Annotated in this window: 18 protein-coding genes; 3 read left to right on the top strand and 15 right to left on the bottom strand. The window is 33.9% G+C overall.

Translation table 11 applies throughout. The features are described from left to right. The 15 genes from CBR30_07565 to rhaS all read right to left on the bottom strand — a co-directional run bounded on the left by CBR30_07565 (window position 1) and on the right by rhaS (window position 16,108). Entirely contained in the window at window positions 1-1,392 is a 1,392-nt protein-coding gene (locus CBR30_07565) for a cysteine--tRNA ligase (GenBank protein PMQ01111.1), read from the bottom strand. A 41-nt stretch (window positions 1,393-1,433) separates the two neighbouring features. After that, complete coding sequence (locus tag CBR30_07560; GenBank protein PMQ01110.1) at window positions 1,434-1,976, bottom strand: D-lyxose/D-mannose family sugar isomerase; 543 nt, start codon at window positions 1,974-1,976, stop codon at window positions 1,434-1,436. A gap of 1 nt (window position 1,977) precedes the next feature. Further along, window positions 1,978-2,649, bottom strand: coding sequence for an aldolase (locus CBR30_07555; protein PMQ01109.1), 672 nt, complete (start codon window positions 2,647-2,649; stop codon window positions 1,978-1,980). After that, window positions 2,633-3,637 (bottom strand): AP endonuclease, encoded by a 1,005-nt coding sequence (locus CBR30_07550; protein PMQ01108.1) that lies wholly within the window; start codon window positions 3,635-3,637, stop codon window positions 2,633-2,635. The genes CBR30_07555 and CBR30_07550 overlap by 17 nt, the downstream gene beginning before the upstream one ends. Window positions 3,638-3,641: 4 nt before the next feature. Beyond that, window positions 3,642-4,436, bottom strand: coding sequence for a sorbitol-6-phosphate 2-dehydrogenase (locus CBR30_07545; protein ID PMQ01107.1), 795 nt, complete (start codon window positions 4,434-4,436; stop codon window positions 3,642-3,644). A 12-nt stretch (window positions 4,437-4,448) separates the two neighbouring features. Continuing rightward, entirely contained in the window at window positions 4,449-5,627 is a 1,179-nt protein-coding gene (locus CBR30_07540; protein ID PMQ01106.1) for a mannitol-1-phosphate 5-dehydrogenase, read from the bottom strand. After that, window positions 5,624-6,904 carry an L-sorbose 1-phosphate reductase gene (locus tag CBR30_07535; GenBank protein ID PMQ01105.1) on the bottom strand — a complete coding sequence of 427 codons (1,281 nt, stop codon included), beginning with the start codon at window positions 6,902-6,904 and terminating at the stop codon, window positions 5,624-5,626. Before CBR30_07535 ends, CBR30_07540 begins: the two co-directional genes overlap by 4 nt. 13 nt (window positions 6,905-6,917) lie before the next feature. Further along, window positions 6,918-7,880 carry a hypothetical protein gene (locus tag CBR30_07530; protein ID PMQ01104.1) on the bottom strand — a complete coding sequence of 321 codons (963 nt, stop codon included), beginning with the start codon at window positions 7,878-7,880 and terminating at the stop codon, window positions 6,918-6,920. Window positions 7,881-7,892: 12 nt separating this feature from the next. Next, the gene (locus CBR30_07525) at window positions 7,893-10,268 is read right to left on the bottom strand and encodes a pyruvate dehydrogenase (GenBank protein PMQ01103.1); all 2,376 of its coding nucleotides are present in this window, start codon (window positions 10,266-10,268) and stop codon (window positions 7,893-7,895) included. Between the two features lie 14 nt (window positions 10,269-10,282). Beyond that, window positions 10,283-11,062, bottom strand: coding sequence for a DeoR family transcriptional regulator (locus CBR30_07520; protein PMQ01102.1), 780 nt, complete (start codon window positions 11,060-11,062; stop codon window positions 10,283-10,285). A 91-nt stretch (window positions 11,063-11,153) separates the two neighbouring features. Continuing rightward, complete coding sequence (locus CBR30_07515; GenBank protein PMQ01139.1) at window positions 11,154-11,534, bottom strand: hypothetical protein; 381 nt, start codon at window positions 11,532-11,534, stop codon at window positions 11,154-11,156. 24 nt (window positions 11,535-11,558) lie between these two features. After that, a complete protein-coding gene (locus CBR30_07510) occupies window positions 11,559-12,503 on the bottom strand; it encodes a branched-chain amino acid ABC transporter permease (GenBank protein PMQ01101.1) in 945 nt (314 codons plus the stop codon). Further along, a complete protein-coding gene (locus tag CBR30_07505) occupies window positions 12,500-13,510 on the bottom strand; it encodes a branched-chain amino acid ABC transporter permease (GenBank protein ID PMQ01100.1) in 1,011 nt (336 codons plus the stop codon). The genes CBR30_07510 and CBR30_07505 overlap by 4 nt, the downstream gene beginning before the upstream one ends. Before the next feature lie 21 nt (window positions 13,511-13,531). Beyond that, a complete protein-coding gene (locus CBR30_07500; protein PMQ01099.1) occupies window positions 13,532-15,043 on the bottom strand; it encodes a D-xylose ABC transporter ATP-binding protein in 1,512 nt (503 codons plus the stop codon). Between the two features lie 57 nt (window positions 15,044-15,100). Next, the gene (rhaS, locus tag CBR30_07495; protein PMQ01098.1) at window positions 15,101-16,108 is read right to left on the bottom strand and encodes a rhamnose ABC transporter substrate-binding protein; all 1,008 of its coding nucleotides are present in this window, start codon (window positions 16,106-16,108) and stop codon (window positions 15,101-15,103) included. A gap of 43 nt (window positions 16,109-16,151) precedes the next feature. On the opposite strand from rhaS, the gene CBR30_07490 reads away from it, so the two are divergent. The 3 genes from CBR30_07490 to CBR30_07480 all read left to right on the top strand — a co-directional run. Then, entirely contained in the window at window positions 16,152-16,349 is a 198-nt protein-coding gene (locus tag CBR30_07490; protein ID PMQ01097.1) for a hypothetical protein, read from the top strand. Next, entirely contained in the window at window positions 16,321-17,625 is a 1,305-nt protein-coding gene (locus CBR30_07485) for a glycerate kinase (protein PMQ01096.1), read from the top strand. Before CBR30_07490 ends, CBR30_07485 begins: the two co-directional genes overlap by 29 nt. Before the next feature lie 63 nt (window positions 17,626-17,688). Continuing rightward, a partial coding sequence (locus CBR30_07480; protein PMQ01095.1) for a beta-mannanase occupies window positions 17,689-18,504 on the top strand: 816 nt, incomplete at its 3' end.

The raw sequence follows: 18,504 nt of genomic DNA, 5'->3' as shown, positions 1-18,504 counted from the left end.
TTAGATGGTAGGGGCTTTTTTGATTCTTGGACCTTGAGGAGTATCCTCAATAATATATCCTTTCCTTTTTATTTCATCTCTTATTTCGTCAGCTAATTGGTAATTTTTCTCTTTTCTTGCTTTCTCTCTTTCTTCGAGTAAATTCCAAATCTCATCTGGCACATCTATTTTAATCTCAGGAGGGTTATCTAAGGATAGACCAAAGACCTTATCAAACTGAATTAGAGTGGCTCTTTTGACTTCTGGAGCTACCGATTCATCTCTTATTAATTCCCAGGCAATAGCTAATGCTTTCGGCATATCTAAATCATCATTTATAGCCATATGAAATCTTTCTTCATATTCTTTATGATACTCCACATTTGTAGCTGGATACTTCTTAATATTCTCATACATCCTATTTAATGCTCTTTGGGCAGAATCTATTGCCTGCCATGTAAATTTTAAAGGAGATCTGTAATGGGCAGTGAGACAAAAGTATCTGTATGCTAATGGGTTATAACCCCTTTCTTCCAAATCAGATAAAGTAATAAAGTTCCCCTCAGATTTTCCCATTCTTTTTTCTCCCATTATTAGAAATTCTCCGTGTAACCAATAATTTGCCATAGGCTTTCCGTATGCCGCTTCTGATTGAGCTATTTCATTGGTATGATGAATGGCAATATGATCTACACCGCCACAATGAATATCGAAGGGCTGACCTAAGTATTTTGTAGACATGGCGGAACATTCAATATGCCAACCAGGAAAACCAATACCCCAAGGTGAGTCCCACTCCATTTGTCTTTTTACATCTTTGGGGGAAAACTTCCAGAGGGCAAAGTCCCAAGGATTTTTCTTTTCAGGATTTACTTCCACTCTTGCACCTGGAAGTATTTCGTCTAAGTTTTGACCAGCTAATTTACCATAATCAGGAAGTTTTGATGTGTCAAAATAAATACCATCGGAAGTTCTATAAGTATATCCTTTTTCTTCTAAGATTTTAATTAAAGCTATAAAATCATCTATATGTTCTGTGGCTTTACACCAAATATCTGGCTCTAAAATGTTAAGCTTTTTGATATCTCTTTTAAAGGCTTCTGTATAAAATTCTGCAATTTGCCAGGCATTTTTTCTCTCTTTTTTAGCAGATAATTCTATTTTGTCTTCACCCTCGTCTGCATCAGATGTTAAATGTCCTACATCAGTAATATTCATTACATGTAAAACTTTATATCCATTGTATAATAGCACTCTTTTAAGAATATCTTCAAATATATATGTCCTTAGGTTGCCAATGTGGGCAAAGTTATATACAGTAGGACCACAAGTATACATTCCTACCCTATCAGGATGTATAGGCTTAAATATTTCCTTTTTTCTTGTTAAAGTATTATAAAGATATAAATCCATAGCTTAGTGAATTATATCATAGATTGTAGTATTGTTCCAGACTAATCTTCTATTATAGGAATCCTTTTAATCTCAGGATCTGTGAATATATCGTACTCATCGGTGCTATGGGTAGAAAATTCTGATACAATTGCACCCTCATCTCCTGCTTGAAACCAATGTAGAGTATTAGGGGGAAGAGTGTATTGCTCTCCTGGATTTAGTTCAATTTCATGCCAAACAGTAAAATACTTCTTTTTGTCTTCGGGGACTTTAGCTTTTGGATTTTTGGTAGGCTCTCCCGGTACATATAGGTAAACTTTTCCCCATCTACATCTGAAGGTTTCTTCTTTTCCTAAATCTTTTCCTACTGGGGGATGTCTATGTTCAGGACATATTTGTCTTGGAAATAGTACCAATTCTTTTGCACAAACCCTATCAGTATTCACATATACTAAGAGCTCAAGCCCGAATTCTTCCAACCTACCTAATCCAAAATCTGCAACTTCAATTTTCTCTTTTTCCTCTTCTGTGATTACTATGCCTGCCCTTTGAAAATACTCGATAGCCCTATTTTTCGCTCTTTCATATTCACTTCTTTTCATATTAAATCTCTCCTTTCAAAAGTTTTCTTCTATATTTTTCCACTTCCAGATTATCTATCTCTTTTATCTGCTCCTCAGTAAAGAATCTCATATTACCTAATAATTTAGCAAAAATAACAGCCTTTATACTTTCTTCAATCAATAGAGTTCTATAGTAAGCCTCGGTTAAATTACTTCCTACTGTAACTAAACCGTGATTTTTAACTAACACTCCATTGTGATTTTTAATTATTGCACCGACTTTTTCTGCAAATTCTTTACTTCCAGGAACTACATACTCAATTACTGGTATCTCAGAGCCAATCAATGCTACCATATCTGGGGTAAAGGGTTTTAGGGGTTCTCCTTGGAAGGCATATGCTATAGAAAAGGGAGGATGAGTATGGACTACAGCAAAAACGTCGTTTCTTACCTTATAACATTCTAAATGTAGCCACATTTCTGAAGTTGGTTTTAAGCTTCCATCTATAACCTTTGCTGTTTCTAATTCTACACCTATATAATCTTCTTCTTTCGCCGATTCAAAAGCAATTCCGCTTGCTTTCATGTAAACTACATTTTCAATTCTAACACTTGTATTTCCTCCTGGACCAACGACTAATCCTTTTTCTGCTATTTTCTTCCCTATTTCAACAAGCTCTTTTCTTGCTATATCTCTACTCTTCAAATTCATATATTAAACCTCCTGTAGGTATATATCTTCTTAAATATTCTGCCGTTTCTTTAAGCTCTTTTAGAAGCTCTCTCTCGGTTTTAATAGAAGAAGGTATAACTTCTACCATTAGAATGATCTTATCTACTGGTTCAAGAACCTTTGTTAGACTATTTTCTTTTAAATGTTCATAAGCCCATTTTATACTCTCAAGTATCTCCTCTATTTTTACATGTCCTATTTTATTATATTTTTCTGTAAATGGCCAATGACTACTTGAGTCTTTTGTGGTTTGTTGAAGGTGTATCATAGGGGAAAAGGGGGCAAATCTTTTTAACCATTCTGTGTAGTATAAATCTTCTCCATTAAGACCATAGTGCATTCCTGCCTGATGTCCCACATCTATTGTAATGTAAACAGGTGCTCCTATTTTATCCTTATTTACTTCTTGTAAAAATTCTTCCGCCTCTCTAATAGTCCATGGTTTTTCACTGGGAATATACATCTGTTCGTTAGAGATGCCTAATAAACCCTTTTCTTTTACTATTTTTGAAAGCTCTTTAAACTCCTTGTAGATATTTTCAATGGCCTTTTGAGTTTTTTCTTTGTCTTCTAAAACCTCTACTGAAATGGCATCCCAATGTCCCCCAATATACTTAGCACCCATAGCTTTTGCAATATCCATAGCATTAATAATCCATTCTCTCATTCTTTTTCTTACTCTCTCATCGCTATGGGATAGACCATGAAAGCGATGAGTTGCCATACCAGTATAATAATCCCATATATTAACCTTGTATTTTTCTGAGTATTCTTTTATCTTGTTTGCAGTTTCTATTTGGTATTCTTTATCGCCACTAAAAAAAGGATCTAATACATCACTACAAAATTCATGATAATCATAGCCTAATTCCTTGGTTAGCCTCATAAAATTTTCAGGCTCTTCCCATCTTCTTGTTAAAAAGGCGCCATTTATTCCAATATCTAATATTAGTTTTCTTTTTGGCATGGCTTCACCTCATTTCTACTCCACCCGTTACATTAACTGCATCTCCTGTAATATATGATGCATAATCACTTGCTAAAAATACTACTAAGTTGGCCACATCGTCGTATGTGCACGGTCTTCCTAAAGGAATCTGTTTTAGGTATCTTTCTCTAACCTCTTCTTTGCTAATTCCTAACCTTTTTGCATATTGATCGTATAGGCTATCTCTCCAAAGGGGAGAATCTAAGAGGTCTCCAGGGCATACCGCTACAACTCTAACTCCATAGGGGGCAAGATCTAATGCAATACTTTGAGTAAGACCAATACCACCAAATTTAGAAGCAGAGTAGGCACAATTTCTAAAGCTTCCTTTTTTACCTGATTTTGAATTAATCTGAATAATTACACCTGATCTTTGTTTAACCATTACCTTTGCCGCCTCACGAGCACATAGGAAATAACCTGTTAGATTTACATCAATAACCTTTTTCCAGTCTTCTAAGGGAAACTCTGTTATGTCGTGGGCAATTAATATACCTGCATTTGCTATCATAATATCTAACTTTCCAAAATTTTCTACAGTTTTTTCTACCATGTTTTTTACTTCATCCTCATTTGTAACATCTGTTTTTATAGCAATAGCAGGTCTTCCATATTCTTTAGTTATTCTTTCTGCAACCTCTTTGGCCTTATCTATCTTTATATCTGCTACAGTAACTGAACAACCTTCTTTTGCCAATCTATAAGCTAATGCCTCTCCTAAGCCTTGAGCAGCTCCAGTAACTATGGCTACTCTATCTTTTAAAACTTGGCATTCCATATTTTCAACCTCCTATATAGATATCCTCTTAATTTTTTTGTAATAATATAATACCTTTTTCGTAAATTCTTCATCTAAAGAAAGCTTGCAAATATTAACCAAAACCCATTCAACTCCGTTTTCCTTAATTAACCTTTGTAGATTATTAGCTTCTTCATCTTGAGGATAATCATAAAGTAAAACTGCAGAACAAGTTAACGCAATATTTTCTGGGAATATTCCTTGGCTTAAGCAAAATTTAGCAGAACCAATGATTCTATCTTCCGGACCTAATTTTCTTATAGGATCTCTTCCTACTCTGGATATAGGGTCCATTAATAAGGGATTTTTGAACCTCTCTTCTAAGTTACTTATGTAATTTTCAAACTCTTCTCTATCTAAACCTTTATATTTACTAAATATGGCTAATGTTACCTCTTTTATTGCCTGGTCATAAATATTTTTGATATCTACATCTTTTATTGCTTCATGGATATAAGTATAATTTTTAAGGTAGCCAAAGTAGGCTATGACTGCATGTCCTAAGTTATGAATAAATAACTTCTTTTTTATTTCGAAGTCAAAATCTTTTGATGGTTTTAATCCATAAATATTAGGGATTTTTCCCTTTATGTCCTTTAATGAGAAGGGAATTACATCATAAGATTCTGCTACAATAAGAAGAGGATCCTCAAATCCATATCTTTTACCTGAGCCTGCTACCATTCTTCCTATGGTTGTTCCTACAAATCCTACTTTATCTTCTACGTATTTCTTCTCATCGTTATTTAGATACTCCAAAACCTTATTTTTAAGTATTTCAGGAGCTGAACTTAAATTTTCACATAAGAATATGTTTAAATAGTCTCTATTTTCTTTAAATCTTTTTTTAAGTCCCATAGAGATATAGTGGGCAATGGCAGGCAAATTTTTTACTCCTACAGCCGTAAAAATTAAATCTGCTTTTGATATGTAATTACTTATCTCTTCCTCATCTTCCAGGGTAAATGATAATATATTATCAATAATTAAGTCTTTTGAACTCCCATCTACATCAAAAAGTTTTAAGGGATAATTTCCCCTTTCTCTTAGCATATTTACTAACTCTTTATTAGAATCTACAAAAACTATTTTATATCCTGATCTATGGAGAAGATCTCCAATAAATCCTCTACCAATATTTCCTGCTCCAAATTGTAATCCAATTTTCATAATTTGATCTCTAATTCTTTATGGCTTAACAAGTATTTTTCTGCCTCTGCACACCACCAGCCTCCATTTCTCTTTACAATCTCATGCAAATCTTTATATATCTCTCTTAATTGTTCTGGACCTTCATAGCTTAATCTTTCAAAATCGTCAATATCAGAGAGAGGAAAATTAAGGTGTGTATAGATTAATTTTTTCCCACCAGGAAGCTTTGGAAAGTTTAGTAATACATCTCTTGCAGAGTTTATTCCGCCAACATGGGTAATCATAGGGGCCGGATTTAGAACTCCTTTTGAAACTAAATCTAAAGCAAACCACATATCATCAGCATTTCCTCCAGATGTTGCCACTATATGATGTTTTTCATAGTGAATTTTGAAAAAGTTGATACATGCAGTAAAATTGTGGTCTGTAGGACCTGCAAAGAAGTTTAGACAGCCGTCTCTGGCAAGTAATGAATCTGCCTCTTCAACCAATTTGCTACTGGGGTATAAAACAAAAATATCGTCGTATTGGATGTTTTTATAGGAATCATCTTTGAGAGGATTAACAAATCTCAAATCGATACCCTTAGTCTTTGCTTTTTCTACGGGATAAGCTCTTTTTGCCCTTTCTAACTTAGAGTCATCAATATCAGTAATAACAAGTAAACTTGGATTTTGAGGTCCATTAATAAAGTAATCTAAGAACCCAAGTCCCATTGGTCCTGCCCCTCCAAGAAGGGCTAATTTCCCGCCCCTCTTTATCCCCATAATATGCTCATAGTTTCTTTCTTGGGTATGATATTGGGCATTAACAGCTCCCACAATGCACGATATTGGTTCTACTAAGGAACCTTTGAAGAAGGAATCTCCTTCATAAATTAATAGACAGTTTTGTTCCATTACTTCATTGGGAAGAATAACCTTTGTGGCAAGTCCACCTAAAAATTTATAAGAGTAGCCTGGAGCACTAAGTACGCCTACAGGTCCTTTTTCGTATAGCAAAGCGGGTTGAATGGTAAACATTTGTCCCTCTTGATATTTATCTTTCCATTTTTTACCTACTTTGAGGATTCTTCCTGCCATCTCATGTCCAACTATTACTGGATTCTTATCAATATCCTTAGGAACACGAGGATGTTCAGGTCCTTGAGTTATCTCTTTGTATGTGGAGGGACAACTGGTATCAGAAATTATTTCTGCTAATATCTCTTCATCAGTAATTTCTGGGAGATCAAATTTTTCTAATCTTAAATCCATTTTCCCATACATTCTTAACGCAATAGTCTCAACAGACATATATTTTTTCCTCCTATGAATTTAAAATACCTGGGTTTTCTAAAATTTCTTTTACCTTCATAAGAAATCTTGAACCATAGGCTCCATCTATAACTCTATGGTCTGCGGAGATGGTAACTTGCATTATTTTCCTAATCTTTATTTCTCCATTTATTACTACAGGTTTATCTTGAATGGTACCGCAGGTTAATATGGCAGTTTCAGGAGGATTAATTATGGCAAGAATTGCAGAGACTCCAAAAACCCCTACATTGTTAATAGTGATACTACCATTGGATATATCCTCAAGACTTAGTTTCCCAGATTTTGCCTTTTCAATTAATGAATTTCTTTCCTTTGCAATCTCACTTAAGGACTTCTTATCAGCATCTTTTATAACAGGGACGATAAGCCCTTCATCTCCTAAGGATACTGCAAAACCAACATTTATATTATCCAAAAGTTCTATCTCATTTTCCTTCCATCGGGAATTTAAAAGAGGAAAATCCTTTAAAGCCAAGGCTGTCGCCTTAATTATTAGGTCATCATATTTAATATTTTCTAAAGAGGATTTGAAATTATAAAGTTCTGTGACATCTACATCCACAATGGCGTAAAAATGTGGAATAGTTTGTTTGCTCTTAGAGAGTCTTTCAGCAATTGTTTTTCTCATAGTGGATAATGGAATAGATTTTGTTTCTTTCTTTTCCTCTGCTTTTTCTTCCTTTTTCTCTTCTGTTAACTCGATTTCCTCTTCCAAAGTATCTGTTATGTAGGCTAAAACAGTTCCTATAGGTACAGTTTCTCCTTCCTTAACAAGTATTTTCTTTAAATATCCTTCTTCTTCACTTTCTAACTCTATAACTGCTTTTTCTACCTCTATCTCTAAAAGAGGTTCACCTCTTTTTACATAATCTCCTTCTTTTTTCAACCAAGAAGTTATAGTACCAACCTCCATCACTTCACTTACTTTCGGTAAAACAAACTTTTTAACCATTGTTACCTCCCCTTAAAACAATTTCTTTACTTCTTCTATGATAGTTTTGTCACTTGGTAGGAAGGCTTTTTCTAATATAGGGGATGCTGGTGGTGGACAATAAGGGGCTGAAATTCTGAGAGGGGGTTTTTTCAAATAGCTTCCTGCTTTTTCCACAACTTGTGTTACTATTTCAGAAGATAAGGATGTAAAAGATACTCCTTGGGTTACCACAGCTAATTTTCCAGTTTTTTTAACAGAATTTATGATGGTTTCTACATCCAAAGGATATAGACTTCTTAAATCTATTACTTCTACTTCTATTCCTTCTTTTTCAAGATCACTAGCAGCTTTTAAGACTGCATACAGCATAGCGGACCATGATACAATAGTTATACTTTTATCATAGTTTTTAGCTCTTCTTTTTATGTCCGCCTTTCCAATAGGAACTAAATATTCTTCTTTTGGTACTTTTCTTTTTGATAGGGATGAAAGTAAAGGATCTTGCAATAAATTTTGATGTTCTATATAAATTACAGGATTATCATCTCTAATGGCTGAAATTAAAAGACCTTTTGCATCGTAAGCATCAGAAGGTGCGACAACTTTTAAACCAGGAAAATGGGTAAGAATAGATTCTATGCTTTGGGAATGTTGACCTGCGTATCCTTTTCCTCCACCTATGGTAGTTATAATAGTTAATGGAATTTCCGCTTGTCCTCCAGACATATACCTCATCTTTGCTGCCTGATTTGCCACTTGGTCCATAGCAATTAGTATAAAGTCTATATACATAATCTCTACAACTGGTCTTAAACCTCTCATGGCTGCCCCAATCCCTGCTCCAACTATTGCAGCCTCAGAAATTGCGGTATTAAAAATTCTATCTCTCCCAAAGATCTCAAGAAGTCCCTTGGTTTCTCCAAAAGATCCACCATAATCAGCGATGTCCTCTCCCCATAATATAACTCTTTTGTCTCTTTTCATTTCTTGATATAATGCTTCAATAATTGCTTCCCTATAATTAATTTCGACATTTTCGTCTCTATCTTTAAAAGCTGGCTCTTTAATTACCTGAACATTTCTAAATTTCTCAGGAACATCGCTACTTATACCATTTTCTTTAAAAACGTATAGAGTCATATCTTTGGGATCAGGGTTTGGGGATTCTATTGCTTTAATAGCCATATTCTCATTTCTCAATCTAAACTCCCTTTTTAGATTGTCTATTTCTTCCAAACTTAATACTTCAGCCTCTACTAATTCTTTAATATATAATTCAATAGGATCAAATTTTCTCCAGGCTTGAAGCTCATCATAGCTTCTATATGTGGCATTATCAGGTTTATCTAAAGTATCACTTAATGAATGTCCCATAAATCTATAGCCCCAGAATTCTAAAAGAATTGGTCCTTCCCCATTTCTTGCCAAATTAACTGCTCTTTTTACTGCATCTCTTACCGCTAAAACATTCATCCCGTTTACAACTTCTGCGTGCATTCCCTTTTTGTTATAGGCAAATCCTCTTTCTGCTATATAATCAATACCTGTGACTTCTCCTCTTTGTTGACCAGATTCTCCATATTGATTATTCATAACCATAAAAATTACTGGTACACCAAATTTTTTGCTCATAAGTCCATTAGTGAATTGTGCCATAGAAGCCATATTCATTGCCTCATGGGAAATACCTGTATTCATTGCCCCATCTCCCACAAAACATAAAGTAACCTTTCCATCCTCCATAAACCTGGAAGCCATTGCAGACCCCACTGCAATTCCCATACTTCCACCAACAATTGCATTTGCCCCTAAATGTCCCAGACTGAAGTCTGCTATATGCATGGAGCCTCCTCTTCCTCTGCAAAATCCCCATTCTTTCCCAAAAATTTCTGCAATTGCCCTAAAAAGCGCAATATTTAAAGCATACTCAAAAAGTTCCTCTTTGCTTTTTCCTTCCACGTTAAAACCTAAAAAATCAGCTACTTCTTTATTGTTTTTTATAAACTCCTTTAATTCTTCACTATTCATCTGCTTGAGTCCAAAGTAACTTTTAGCTAAAGCATCTCCATGTCCTCTATGGGTACTTGTTATAAAATCATCCTTAGTAATTACTGAGATTCCTCCTGTAGGAACAGCCTCTTGTCCAATTGAAAGATGTGAGGCTCCAATATAAAGGTATCTTATAGGACCATATTTACCTTTATTTATTCTTAGCTCATAAATCATTTCTTCAAAATTTCTAATAAGAAGCATACATTTCAATAGATCAATACTTTCTTCTTTTGTAATATTCCCCTCTTTTAACTCTTCTTTTAAACTTTTATTATATTGAAACTTTGGGACTTTTCCCCCAACCTCAATAAATCCAGGTTCAAACTCTGGAAAAATACTTATTTCCTTTGGCATTTATTTCTCCTCCTTTATTTAACATCATTTGGGGAAGCAATTAATACCTCAATTCCCTCCTCTTTCAATTCATTAATAAATTTATGAGGAACTTTATCATCGACTACTATTTTATGTAAGACTTTTGTAGGTGCTACAAAGGCAAAGCACTCTTTCCCAAACTTGCTATAATCTGCCACACCAATTACTTCTCTTGCCATTTCAATGATAAGTCTTTTTATTTCTGCCTCTACTATGCTGGCAGTGCTCATTCCTTTTCCAGGAACTATTCCACTTATACCTAAGAAGGCTTTATCTACTCTAAATTCTCTTAATACTCTCTCCGCCAATGGACCAACTAATGCAATTGTCTCTTTTCTTAAATTCCCTCCTGTTAATATTACTTCTACCCCTCTTGCATTAAGAAGCTCTCTTGCGACATCTATAGAATTTGTTATCACTGTTAAATCATGCCTATTTTTGATGTTTTTTGCTATCTGTAGGGTTGTGCTTCCTGTTTCAATAAAAACAGTTTCTCCATCGTTTATTAATTCTGCTGCTTTAGCACCAATTGCCATTTTCTCTTTTAAATTCTGTCTCTTTTTTGTTGCATATAAAGGCTCAAAGGAGAAACTTTGTGGAAGCACAGCACCCCCATGGGTTCTTTTTAACAGTCCCTCTTTTTCCAAGGCTTCTAAGTCTCTTCTTATAGTTGCTCCTGTGACATTGAATAATTTAACAAGCTCAGAAACTTTGACACCTCTTTCTTTTTCAATTAACTCTAAGATTCTTGTCCTTCTTTCTTCTGCAAGCATATCAAAAACTCCCCTCTTTTTCAATTATTTTCATTTATATTCATTTTATATTTTCATTTTTAGATTAATATTAACATGAAATTCCCTTTTGTCAATGGTCAATTTGAGTCCATGCCATACTACTCATGTATGCTAAATTCGGTTGTCTGGTATCTAATCTTGAATGTTGAACTACTATTTTTACATCACTCTCCACTTTTATTGCAAAAGGTACGTCTCTTTCTAACCTTACACCTAATATTTCTTCAGATTTATCTAATCTAACATGCCAGGTTCTTTCAGGAGGAACGATAATTTCCTTTGATTCTATAGGGTCTTTGTTTTCAAAATAGAAAGTAAATTTTACTTTTGCAGGTTTTTTATTTACATTTAGTATGCAGGTAGACTCATGGCTTGGAAGATTTGGATCTCCAATTAAAGGAAGATATGCATCAGGTATAAGCCACACATTTGCTCCAATTTCCTTTTCTATCATTTCTAAACCCTCCTTTTTCAATCATGTTTTTCTTTCTCTAAATTGAAAGATTTGAGTTAACAATACAGTGGTTATGAGAAGAAGTCCCATAATTATGGTAATAACCTGGCTTGGTATGTTTACAAGATTCATACTAAAAGTAGCATATCCTACTAAAAATAATGCAAGAATAACTCCTATCATATTTCCTGTACCACCCAATATACTTACTCCTCCTAAAACTACAGTGGCGATTACCTCAAGCTCTAAACCTACACCAATATCAGGTCTAATGCTACTTAATCTTGAAGATAGTAAAATTGCGGAAAGTCCTGACATAAAGCCAGAGATAGTAAATAATATTTTCTTTATTCTATCCACAGGTATTCCTGAAAATCTACAGGTCTGTTCATTATTTCCCATAGCATATATATATCTTCCAAAATTTGTTTTATGCAAAATAATTCCAAATATTAGAGCAAGTATGAGAAATAAAACTAATGAGAAAGGAATTGGAGTATTACCAATATAACCTTGTCCTATATATAGGAAACTTTCTTCATTTATCCCTACTGCAGTATCCTTTAGTAATACATAAGCTATACCCCTATATAAACCATAAGTTCCTAAGGTTACTGCGATAGCAGGTAATTTAAATCTTGTAATTAAATAACCATTAAAAAAGCCACCTAATGTAGCAATTACTAATGCAAAGAAAGAACTAAGCCAAATGTTTATCCCCATTCTATAAAATACTCCCATAAAAGCAGAAGCCATTCCCATATTAGATGCCACAGAAATGTCTATATTACCACTTATTATTATGTAAGTCATTGCAAGGGCAATTATCCCTTTTTCCATAAAATTAGTGGTTGTATCTAAAAGATTTACTACATCTAAAAAGTAAGGTGATACAAGGCTACTTGTTATAAAAACAATGAGTATTAATATTATAAGTAGGATCTCCCAAGAAAATTTTATTTTCATCTTTTTTTCCTCCTATACTCCTTTTGAGTTCTTTCTGCAATAAGAGAATCAATTATAACTGCAGTTAAAAACATGACACCCTGAAATGCGAGTTTATAAAAAGGAGATATTTTCATAACATTAAGCCCATTTATTATCATTGTGAGTAAGAAGGCTCCTAATAGAACCCCTGTTATTCTTCCTGATCCACCAGTTGTTTTAACTCCACCAATGACTACTGCAGAAATTGCGGAAAGCTCAAAGCCCATAGCAGCACTACTTTCTGCTGAGGCAAATCTTGAAGTATACAAAACTCCTCCTAAACCAGCCATTGCTCCTGAAATAACATAGACCAAAAATAGAATTTTGTCTTTATTGATACCAACAAAAATAGCAGAGTTAGGATTATCTCCTACAGCGTATATTTCCCTTCCAGTGGTCCTATGATTTAAAAAGTAATAAAATATTATAAATATTATACCTGCAAAAATGATTAAACTTGGAATACCTAATATGTTGGTTCGGGTTAATAATTTAAATCCTTCTGGCATTTCATGGGCATTTACCCATTTACCTCCACTTATAATGTAAACTAAGCCTCTATAAATATACATAGTTGATAGAGTAGCAATGATAGGTAAAAATTTCCCTTTACTCACTAATAGCCCATTAATGGCACCACAAATAATACCAAGTCCTATTCCCATGAAGGGGGCTAAGATAGCAGGAAAATTAAAGTTATTTTTGTAAAACATTGCAATAATCATGCCGATTAAGGCTAAAGTGGAGCCTACTGATAGATCAATCCCTCCAGTAAGAATGACCATCATTTCTCCAATTGCTACTATAGTTAAAATGGAGGCATCTAAGAAAATATATTGGATGTTCTCAGCAGTTAAGAAATATGGGTTTCTTAAAGCTACTATGAAGGCAAAAAGTATTATAGGTATTAATATTCCCCATTCTCTTATCTTCTCAATATCTCTGTAAACATTTTTACTTTTGTTTAATACTGAACTTTTAGCCATTTTTCGCCATCCTTTCTTATCTTAGTTATTTATAAAAACTCCCCTACCAAGAGCTAAAGATAAGATTTTCTCCTGAGTTGCTTCTTCTCTATTAAATTTCCCAACTATTCTTCCCTCATGCATTACTAAAATAGTATCACTCATGCCTAAAACTTCAGAAAGTTCTGATGATATCAGAATGATTCCATATCCTTCCCGAGCCAATCTATTGATAAATTGATATATGGCAACTTTAGCTCCAACATCAATTCCTCTTGTTGGTTCGTCTAATAATAGAATCTTAGGAGATGTGGAAAGCCACTTTGCAAGTACAACTTTTTGCTGATTACCTCCAGAAAGATTCATTACTTTTTGCCATAAGCCTTGAGCTCTTATATCCAAAAGTTCATAATACCTTTTAGCTAATTCCTCTTCTTTTTTTCTATCTATAAAGCCCTTACTTACTAAATCTCGCAATATTGGTAAAGTAATGTTACAGGCAATATCCATTGGGAGTATCAATCCATATTGATGTCTATCCTCTGGAACATAAACAATACCATGTTTAATAGCAGATTGAGGATTATTAATTTCTACTTCTTTACCATCTAAATATATTTTACCTTTGTCCTTTTTCCTAATCCCAAAAATTGTTTGAGCAAGCTCTGTTCTTCCAGCTCCAATCAAACCAGCTATACCAAGGACCTCTCCTTTATGAAGCTCAAAAGATACATCATAGAATTCTCCTTCTCTACTTAGCCCTTCAACTCTTAATAGTACCTCTCCTTTTTTAATTATTTCTTTTGGATACATATCTTTCAAAGTTCTTCCTACCATCATTTGTATAAGCTCATCCATATTTGTTTTGCTTACATCTCTTGTTCCTATATATTTCCCATCTCTTAAAACAGTAACTCTGTCCGCAATTTCAAAAACTTCTTCTAAACGGTGAGATATGAATATTATAGAAGTTCCTTCATTTTTTAACTTTTTGAGAATATTAAATAATCTTTTTGTTTCTTCTAATGTTAAAGCGGATGTTGGTTCATCCAAGATTAAAACTTTAGGATTTATGGAAAGAACTCTCGCTATTTCAACAATTTGTCTCTCCGCAATGCTTAGGTTTTTTACCAGAGTTTTAGGGTCTACCTCTAAACCTAACGAATTAAGTAAACTTTGAGCTGAATTATACATTTCTTTCCAATTTATGCTTTTAGAAAATGTTAAGGTTTTGTAATGTCCGGCAAATAAATTCTCCGCAATACTTAAATTGGGAAATACTGCTGGTTCTTGGTAAACAGCTGCAATTCCATGTAATTGAGCTTCTAAGGCATTTCTAAATTTAACCTCTTTACCCTCCAATATTATCCTGCCAGTATCAGGTTGTAATATTCCACTTATTATTTTAATTAAGGTTGACTTACCAGCTCCATTTTCTCCAACAAGAGCATGGATTTCTCCTTTAATTAAATTAAAGTCTACACTATCTAAGACAGCTTTTGTTCCTGTGAAACTTTTTGAAATATGTTGAAGTTCTAAGATATATTTATCCATCTTCTACCCCCTTAAAATAAAAAAGGGGAGGATATTTCCTCCCCTTTTATGTTGGATTTAGTATACTTTTGACCAGTAATCAATATTAGATGCATCAAATACAAATGGAGGTCCAAGAATAATCATTTTCCCACCATTTCCTTCATCGACTATAGTTCTATCACCTAATCTACCAAGATTTACTTTCTCTCCGACGTTTCCTTTAATTTCTCTTGCCAGGAGTCTATGAGTAGCATAAATTGTTGCGTATCCTAAATCAATAGGATTCCAAAGAGCCATTGCTTTACATGTACCTCTTTTAATGTATTCTGCCATTTCACTGGGAAGTCCAAGACCTGTTAATTGGACCTTGCCAGAAAGTCCCGCATCTTCAATGGCTCTTGCTGCAGCTGCTATACCTACAGTGGTTGGAGCAATAATTCCTTTCAAATTTGGATACGACTTAAATAATCCCATGGCTTCGTTATAACTTTTTTCTCTTAAATCATCTCCATAAACTATTGCGACTAATTTCATTTTACTATATTTTGGATCTTTTAATTCTTCTTTCATCCATTGTATCCAGGTATTTTGGTTGGCCATAGTTGCTGCTGCACTTAATATGGCAATTTCTCCTTCATAATTTATCATTTTGGCTAATAGTTGAACTTGAATTCTACCTATCTGTTCCATATCCGCTTGATTGACAAATAATTTTCTTCCTGCAGGTTTTACAGCAGAATCAAAAGTAACCACAGGAATTCCCCTTATTTGTGCTTTTCTACATACAGGTACTAATGCATCAGGATCATTGGCGGATACGCAAATTGCATTAACTTTTTGAGCAATCATAGAGTTGATAATATCTATTTGTCCTTGTACACTTGATGCAGCTGGAGATTGGTAAATTACTGTGTCTCCCAATTCTTTAGCTGCCTCTTGAGCTCCTTTATTTACAGCATCGAAGAATGGATTCCCTGCAGTTTTACATACTAAACCTATAACAAAACCTTTTTTAGCTGCAAAGGATTCCATACTTAAGGTTAATAGTGCTACTAAGAGAAGAATTACTAACAATTTTTTCATGAAAAACACCTCCTAAAAATTGTTTTCGAAACATGTAGAAAGCATGTTGGGTTTATACTTTTCTATCACCCCCAATTTGCAAGATTTAATTTTCATTTTTATTTATTTGTTTTTATTTTTCATTTTCTTTTTGTATAATTTTATTACAAATTTTTTGGAGGGTCAATATCTGAAAATATATGCTAAAATAAAAGAAAAGTATTTGAAAAAATATGAGAGAGATACTTTGGGAGATAATTAAATCATCACTGGAATCTGCTAACCCTAAGTTAGCAGTAAAAAATTATCTTTTTTATGATAAAGATGAAAGAAAAGTAAAAATAGAAGATAGAGAGTTTGAGATAAAAGGAGATATATACCTCCTTTCTGTGGGAAAGGCTTCTTTTCCCATGACAGAAGGAGCATTGGAAGTCTTAGGTGATTTGATAAAAAAGGGATATTTAGTAGTTCCTTATGGATATGAAGGTAAGCTTGAGGGAAATATAGAGATACTACATTCTTCTCATCCCATACCTGATGAAAATAGTGAAAGATCAGCACAAGTTGTCCTTAATTTTGTAGAAAGTTTAAAGGAAAATGATATATTAATTTTTCTACTTTCAGGAGGAGGATCTGCTCTTCTTTCTCTTCCAAGGGAAGGGATTACCCTGCAAGACAAAATAGAAATAACAAAACTTCTTTTGTCCTGTTCTGCAAGGATTCAGGAAATAAATGCAGTGAGGAAGCATTTAAGCAAAATTAAAGGGGGTCAGCTTGCAGAAAAGTGTAAGGGAACAATAATAACCTTGGTTGTTTCTGATGTTCTTGGGAATCAATTAGATAGCATTGCTTCTGGTCCTACAGTTCCTGATTCTACTACTTATAAAGATGTTTTTACCATCTTAAAAAAATATGATTTATGGGAAAAAGTTCCAGAAAAGGTAAGAGAACTTATAAATAAAGGAATTCTAGGGGAAATTCCTGAAACACCCAAATTTATTAGTGAAAGACACTTCACAAAGGTAGTCTTATCCAATAGAATTTGTCTTGAAAAAGCAATGGAAAAAGCAAAAGATCTTGGACTTAATACTCTTCTTCTTACAGGTTTTTTAGAGGGAGAGGCAAGGGAAGTTGCAAAAGTTATTGCTGGGATTGTTAAGGAGATAAAATTTTTCAAAAATCCTGTTTCACCACCTTGTGCCTTAATTTTGGGTGGGGAAACAACTGTTACTTTGAGAGGTAATGGTTTGGGAGGACGAAATCAAGAGCTCGTACTCTCCTTTGCTATAGAGATTCAGGGGATAGATGGGCTCCTTTTAGCATCTTTTGCTACTGATGGAAGAGATGGTCCCACAGATTCTGCAGGAGCTTTTGCAGATGGAAATACAGTAAAAAGGGCAGAAAATTTTGGGATGGACCCAATATCTTATCTTTTAAATAATGATTCCTACCATTTCTTCGAGAAGCTTAATGATTTGATAAAAATAGGACCTACCCATACTAATGTGAATGATATTGTTATAGCATTAATAAAGTGATATTATTTTTCTATGCTACAATCTGATACAAAAGATTTTTTTATTTAGGAGGTTTTTGAAACAGTGAAGTACTTAATAATACTTCTTGTAATTACCTATTTAATCACTGTGGGCTTTGGTTCCTCCTCTAATATTTATCAAGCAGAAGATGGCATTCTTAATGGGACTTTTGTCTCTAATGCGGTTTCAGGTTATAAAGGAAAAGGCTATGTAGATGGCTTTGATAAAGATGGGGATTCTTGCACCGTCACTGTAAATATTGAAGAGGATGGTATATATGAGATAATAATAGGGTATTCTGCTCCATTTGGATATAAAGAAAATGCTCTTTATATAAACAATGTTTTTCAGTCAAATGTAAAATTTAATCCATCAAAAACTTTTACTACGGTGTCTGCTGGATTTGTTCCATTAAAAAGGGGTAAAAATATTATAAGTATAGTAAAAAATTGGGGATGGATTTATTTGGATTATTTTGAAATAAGAAAAGGAGAAATTCCAACTTTGAAAGTAGAGCCAAAATTAGTTACTCCTAATCCTTCTCCTGAAGCTGTTAAATTAATGGAATATCTTGTAAGTATATTTGGAAAGTATGTATTATCTGGGCAGGCTGGAATTATGGATTGTTATTGGATATTTGATGCTACTGGTAAATTCCCTGCCCTTTGTGGTTTTGATATGATGGACTATTCTCCATCAAGAGTTGAATTTGGAGCTAAAAGTTATGAGGTGGAAAATGCAATAAGATGGTGGAATGAGGGAGGGATAGTACAATTTCAATGGCATTGGAATGCTCCAAAAGGACTATATAATTTGCCAGGAAAGGAATGGTGGCGAGGATTTTATACTGAAGCTACAAGTTTTGATATTGAATATGCT

It is taken from the genome of Dictyoglomus sp. NZ13-RE01 (assembly GCA_002878375.1).
Lineage (GTDB): Bacteria > Dictyoglomota > Dictyoglomia > Dictyoglomales > Dictyoglomaceae > NZ13-RE01.
This window is presented reverse-complemented; position numbering and strand designations above follow the sequence as displayed.